The organism is Streptomyces sp. NPDC085524, from assembly GCF_044541755.1.
In the GTDB taxonomy this organism is placed as follows: Bacteria; Actinomycetota; Actinomycetes; order Streptomycetales; family Streptomycetaceae; genus Streptomyces.
The window spans coordinates 1-4,768 of record NZ_JBITTH010000065.1 but is presented as its reverse complement, the minus strand read 5'-3'; the positions used below and the strand labels follow the sequence as shown (position 1 = coordinate 4,768).

Below are 4,768 nucleotides of genomic sequence, written 5' to 3'. Positions count from 1 at the left end.
GGGGGGGGCGGGGGGCGGCGCCGGCGGGGGGGGCGCGGGGGGGCCCCCGGCCCCCCCCCCCCCCCGCCGGGGGGGGTGGGGGGGGGGGGGGGGGGGCCCCCCGGGGGGGCCCCCCCCCCCCACCACACCGAGGAGAGCCCCGATGACCAAGGTCCTCGTCCTGCACAGTGTCAGCCTCGTGAGGTCGGCCCTCGCCGCCCTGCTGAGATGCGAAGGCGGCTTCGAAGTCACCAGCGCGGGCTGGCGGACCGCCGCACACCAGGCCGAGTCGTTCCGACCAGGCGTGGCCGTCGTCGACCTCGACCGTCCGGGCGCGTCGGCCACCCTCGGAGCGGGCGCCGGCACGGGCTCCGCCTCCCGGCTGCCCGAGTCGTCGCCCCCGCTGCTGGTGCTCGCCACGCCGGGCGCGCCCGGCTCCCTGCGGCGAGGCGTCCAGGCCGAGGCCCGCGGCTACGTGGACAAGGACGGTTCACCCGGCCGACTGGTCAGGGCGGTCCGCAAGGTCGAGCTCGGCATGCGTGCCGAGGGCCGTCGTTCCAGCGCAGATCGCTGAGGACGTACGGGCCGGACTCGCCGGCCGGCAGCGCGTCCAGGTCCTCGGCGATGCGCCGGCAGGCCTCGGGGTCGGCGGGGTGGACGGTGTGAGGAACTTCCCGCTCGCCGAGCGGTCGGCGTACTTGGCGTTGCGCAGGTGCAGCAGGTACCGGCTGGGCACGAACGTGAAGGCGATCCGCCGCTCGACGCAGTAGGCGTGGACCTCGTCGAGGACCGCCTGCGCGTTGTCCAGCCCGGCCGAGACGTGGATCTTCCAGCCCTGGGCGGGCAGTTGGAGGCCGAGGGGCTGCAGGGCGAGCCAGTCGCCGCTGCGGTGCGAGATCCACCCCGCGGGTACGGGGGCCAGGGCCTGCCGGAAGCTCTCGCCGTCCCGCCGGTACGGGGCGTCGTAGAACCAGCGGTCGGCGTCGCAGAAGGCCGCGTGCCCCTTTGGCGCTCCCGACGACCCCGCCGACCACGACGCGGACCCCGGCACCGCATTGATCCGGTCACCCTGGACGGCCCTCCGGTGGATCGGGCGCACCTGCCACCAGCGCGGGGAACACCGGGGGGCGCACCTCGATGTACCCCGCACGGCGCCCGGCCGCCCACCGGACCTGTACGAACTCCCGTGCGCCCTCCGGATTCCGAACGACCTGTCCGTAAGTCGACCGTAGATGTGCGACTGTCCTTCACATCTGCCAGGCTCAGCATGGGTTGAGTGTTACATGAAAGCTCAACTACCCCCTTCAGCCTTCGAATTGAAAGCGAGTGTTGTCATGCGTCACCGCTTGGCCGCAGTCTCCGCCGCCGCCCTCCTCTGCCTCGCAGGCGCCACGGGCGTGGCGGAGGCCAAGCCCGCGAGCCTGTACGCCCCGTCCGCCATGGTCTTCACCATCACCCAGGGCGACGATGCCGCCACGGGCACCGTCCTGCGGGCGACCGTCCTCAGCTGCGCCTACACCGCCGAGGGCACGCACCCCGCCCCGCGGGCGGCGTGCGACGCCCTCAACGCCACCGGCGGCCGGTTCAACCGCCTCCTGTCCGCCCCGAATCCGGACCGGGCGTGCCCGATGCACTACGACCCGGTCACCATCACGGCGGACGGCGCCTGGCGCGGCAGCCGCGTCGCGTGGAAGCACACCTTCTCCAACGCGTGCGAGATGTCCGCGACCCTCAACGGCAACGCGCTCTACGCCTTCTGACGCAGACCTGCTCAAGCCCGAGCCGCCGGGGCGGGGGCCGGAAAGCCCTTCGCCCCCTGCCCGAACCGGAATCACCTTGTGGGTTCCGGCGGCAGGTGGACCCCGCCGCCCGGCGGTGAGGGCGAGGCGCGTCGGCACTGCCTCCGACCGACAGAGTGATGAGGCTGTGACCTGGGGCTGTTCAGTTGATCCGCGATGATCAATAGGGTTCGTGCGTGTCGAACAACAACGAGATACCCACGGGCCGGAGCGGCCGGGACGACGACGAGTGGAATGACTTCGTCAGGCGGCATGAGGCGGAAATGTCCGGCCCACAGCCCGGGCACGGGCCCAGGCCCCGGCGCGCGTGGCCGCTGAACCTGGCGCTGGCGCTGGTGGCAGCGGGTTCCGCCTTCGTCGTACTGAAGTACACCGGAGCGTCACCCGGCGACAGCACCGCCGCGCCTGCTCCGGCCTCGTCCGCACCGGCCCATGCGACCTCCGCCACCCCGTCGTCCGCACCGTCGCGGGGCACGGCGGCCGCGGCCGCCGGCGCGCGGCCGATGGTGCCGCTCTCCGATCTGTTCCCGGCCGAGGTCAAGGGAGCCTCCGGTGCGACCTTCACCCGGCTGGGCCGGACCGTGATGGAGTCCTGCACGGAACCGGACGGGGTCGGACCCCGGCTGGCCGCCATGATCCAGGGCGGTGCGGGCTGCGTCGGCGAGCAGATCGCCCTCTACAAGGACGACCGGAACAACCAGTTCAACATGGCCGTCTTCACCATGAAGGACCCGCAGGACACCCTGAAGGTGGTGACCGAACTGGCGATGGCCTTCGACGACTACCAGGTCGCCGTGCAGGCCCCGCCCGCCGGCTCCGGCCTGCGGACCCTGCCGCCGGACAGCGGGATGGTGCAGGCCTTCACGGGCCACGGCCGGGTCATGGTGGTCGCCATGGGCCAGTGGTCCGATGGCCGGACCGCCGACTTCCAGCAGCTCGTGGACCGCATGAAACCACTCCAGGACGCGGTCTCCCAGAAGGTCGCTGCCTACGAGGGAGCGAACTGAGGTCCCGTGAGGAAGCGGGGGTCGGCCGCAGGCGGCGAGTAGCTCGCCGCCTGCGGCCGCCACCGGCCGCCACCGGACGGGACGCAGCTCCATGGGGCCCGCCGGATGGATCCCGGCCGGCTCAGACGGCGAACTCCGGCAGATGGCCGAGGTGCCCGATGACCCGCTTGCGCAGGAGAAGGTACTCGTCCCAGCGGCGGGGCAGGGGACCCGGCGGGCGTTCGACGACACGGGCCTCGGTGACGGTCTGGCCCCGCTGGAACTGCTCGTACGTCAGGTCGAGTTCGACGCCGCTGGGCAGCCGGTTCCACCAGTGGAAGCCGTGCTGGTCGCCGTCGAGATGCACTTCGCCCAGCATGAGGTCGCCCCCGAAGACGTCGTGGACGATCAGGGCGGTGATGTCGCAGTGCCCCCAGGCCGGGTTGTCCGGCTGCCAGTCGGCCTGGTTGTCGGGCGAGCAGGTGTCGCCCGCCCAGCTGGCGCGCAGGGCACGGTCGAGGTCGAGCAGGTTCCAAGGAGTCATTCCGGCAGCATCGCAGCCGCCACTGACATCGCAGCCGCCACCGGCACTGCAGCCGCCACCGGCACTGCCGGCGCAACGGCTGGTGCCGCAGCCGATGCCCGGTTCGGCTTTCCCCGCACCGCGGCGAGCTCCCCAGCGCTCATCCCTGGGAAGACCCCAGGCGCCAGTGCAGCTCGTGCACTGCATCCGCCGTCTCCTCGCGACGACTAACCTCGACGGGTTGTTCTTCACGCCTTCAGGAGGAGACCTCATGGCCCGGCCGTTCCCGCCCACCGAACCGTACGCGCAGGGCCTCCTCGATGTGGGTGACGGAAACCGGATCTACTGGGAGACCAGCGGGACCCCCGACGGGAAGGCGGTCCTGTGCGTGCACGGCGGCCCCGGCAGCGGAGGGGGCCGGGGCAGCCGCGGGATGTTCGACCCCGAGGTCTTCCGGATCGTCCTGTTCGACCAGCGCGGCTGTGGTGAAAGCCGGCCTCACGCCGCCGACCGGTCCGTCAGCCTCGATCACAACACCACCGACCACCTCATCGCCGACATGGAGCGGCTGCGCGAGCACCTGGGCATCGAGCGCTGGCTCCTCTACGGCGGCTCCTGGGGCTCCACACTGATCCTCGCCTACGCCGAGCGCCATCCCGAGCGGGTCTCCGAGGCCGTCATCGTCGGCGTCACCATGACCCGGCCGGAGGAGACCGACTGGCTCTACCGCGGGGTCGGACGCCTGCTGCCGGGTCCCTGGGAGGCGTTCCGCGACGCCCTGCCGGAGGCGGACCGCAGCGGCAACCTCGTGGCCGCCTATCACCGGCTGCTGAACAGCCCCGATGAGGCGACCAGGGTGAAGGCTGCGCGGGACTGGTGTGCCTGGGAGGACGCCGTCATCGCCCACGAGGTACTCGGCCGGCCGGGTGCCTACAGCGAGAAGGCCGACGACGCACTGATGGCATTCGTTCGGATCTGCGCGCACTACTTCGCGAACGATGCCTGGCTGGAAGACGGACAACTGCTGCGTGACGCACACCGTCTGGCCGGCATCCCGGCCGTGCTGATCCACGGCCGGCTCGACCTCGCCAGCCCGCTGAAGACCGCGTGGGAGCTGTCCAAAGCGTGGCCGGACGCAGAGCTGGTGGTGATCGACGACTCCGGACACACGGGGAGTCCCGCAATGCAGGAGGCGATCCTGGAGGCGATCACGCGGTTCGGCAAGAGCGGACGATGACTGCCGGCGCTGCAACCGCCCCTTGCCTGATGACAGGGCCGGAGGAGGTGGGAGGCCGGAGGTGGGCAGCGGGTTCCGGGGCCCGGCTGCGTGCCCACTCGCCGGGTGCGTCAGACGATGGCGAGCCGGTCCACCAGCAGTGCCACCCGGCGTTCGGTGTCCTCCCGCGGGAGCCGTCCTGCCCGGGTCAGGGTGGCCAGTCCGTGCAGGGCCGCCCAGAAGGTTTCCGTGAACAGCCCCGGGT

General features: G+C 72.1%; 6 protein-coding genes and 1 pseudogene. 4 read left to right on the top strand and 3 right to left on the bottom strand.

Going from position 1 to position 4,768, the window contains the following annotated elements; all coding sequences use genetic code 11:
- Positions 1-142: 142 nt before the first annotated feature.
- Entirely contained in the window at positions 143-553 is a 411-nt protein-coding gene (locus ACIGFK_RS42355) for a hypothetical protein (RefSeq protein WP_376662429.1), read from the top strand.
- On the opposite strand, the gene ACIGFK_RS42350 is transcribed toward ACIGFK_RS42355, so the two are convergent.
- A complete protein-coding gene (locus ACIGFK_RS42350; RefSeq protein ID WP_386473802.1) occupies positions 470-1,030 on the bottom strand; it encodes a hypothetical protein in 561 nt (186 codons plus the stop codon). The two genes, ACIGFK_RS42355 and ACIGFK_RS42350, sit on opposite strands and share 84 nt — an antisense overlap.
- A gap of 283 nt (positions 1,031-1,313) precedes the next feature.
- Between ACIGFK_RS42350 and ACIGFK_RS42345 the strand changes: the two genes are divergently transcribed.
- Positions 1,314-1,739 (top strand): subtilase-type protease inhibitor, encoded by a 426-nt coding sequence (locus ACIGFK_RS42345; RefSeq protein ID WP_376662431.1) that lies wholly within the window; start codon positions 1,314-1,316, stop codon positions 1,737-1,739.
- A gap of 215 nt (positions 1,740-1,954) precedes the next feature.
- Entirely contained in the window at positions 1,955-2,785 is an 831-nt protein-coding gene (locus tag ACIGFK_RS42340; protein ID WP_376662432.1) for a hypothetical protein, read from the top strand.
- A 121-nt stretch (positions 2,786-2,906) separates the two neighbouring features.
- On the opposite strand, the gene ACIGFK_RS42335 is transcribed toward ACIGFK_RS42340, so the two are convergent.
- Positions 2,907-3,308, bottom strand: a complete 402-nt coding sequence (locus ACIGFK_RS42335) for a hypothetical protein (protein ID WP_376662490.1) — start codon at positions 3,306-3,308, stop codon at positions 2,907-2,909.
- Positions 3,309-3,558: 250 nt separating this feature from the next.
- On the opposite strand from ACIGFK_RS42335, the gene pip reads away from it, so the two are divergent.
- The gene (gene pip / locus ACIGFK_RS42330; RefSeq protein WP_376662489.1) at positions 3,559-4,524 is read left to right on the top strand and encodes a prolyl aminopeptidase; all 966 of its coding nucleotides are present in this window, start codon (positions 3,559-3,561) and stop codon (positions 4,522-4,524) included.
- Positions 4,525-4,634: 110 nt separating this feature from the next.
- Here pip and ACIGFK_RS42325 read toward each other — a convergent pair.
- A pseudogene (locus ACIGFK_RS42325) lies at positions 4,635-4,768 on the bottom strand (TetR family transcriptional regulator); the annotation flags it as partial.

What these genes read in the sequence shown, in the direction of transcription:
- ACIGFK_RS42355 (WP_376662429.1), top strand. Translation starts at nt 143, where the DNA reads ATGACCAAGGTCCTCGTCCTGCACAGTGTCAGCCTCGTGAGGTCGGCC.
- ACIGFK_RS42335 (WP_376662490.1), bottom strand. Translation starts at nt 3,308, where the DNA reads ATGACTCCTTGGAACCTGCTCGACCTCGACCGTGCCCTGCGCGCCAGC.
- pip (WP_376662489.1), top strand. Translation starts at nt 3,559, where the DNA reads ATGGCCCGGCCGTTCCCGCCCACCGAACCGTACGCGCAGGGCCTCCTC.
- ACIGFK_RS42345 (WP_376662431.1), top strand. Translation starts at nt 1,314, where the DNA reads ATGCGTCACCGCTTGGCCGCAGTCTCCGCCGCCGCCCTCCTCTGCCTC.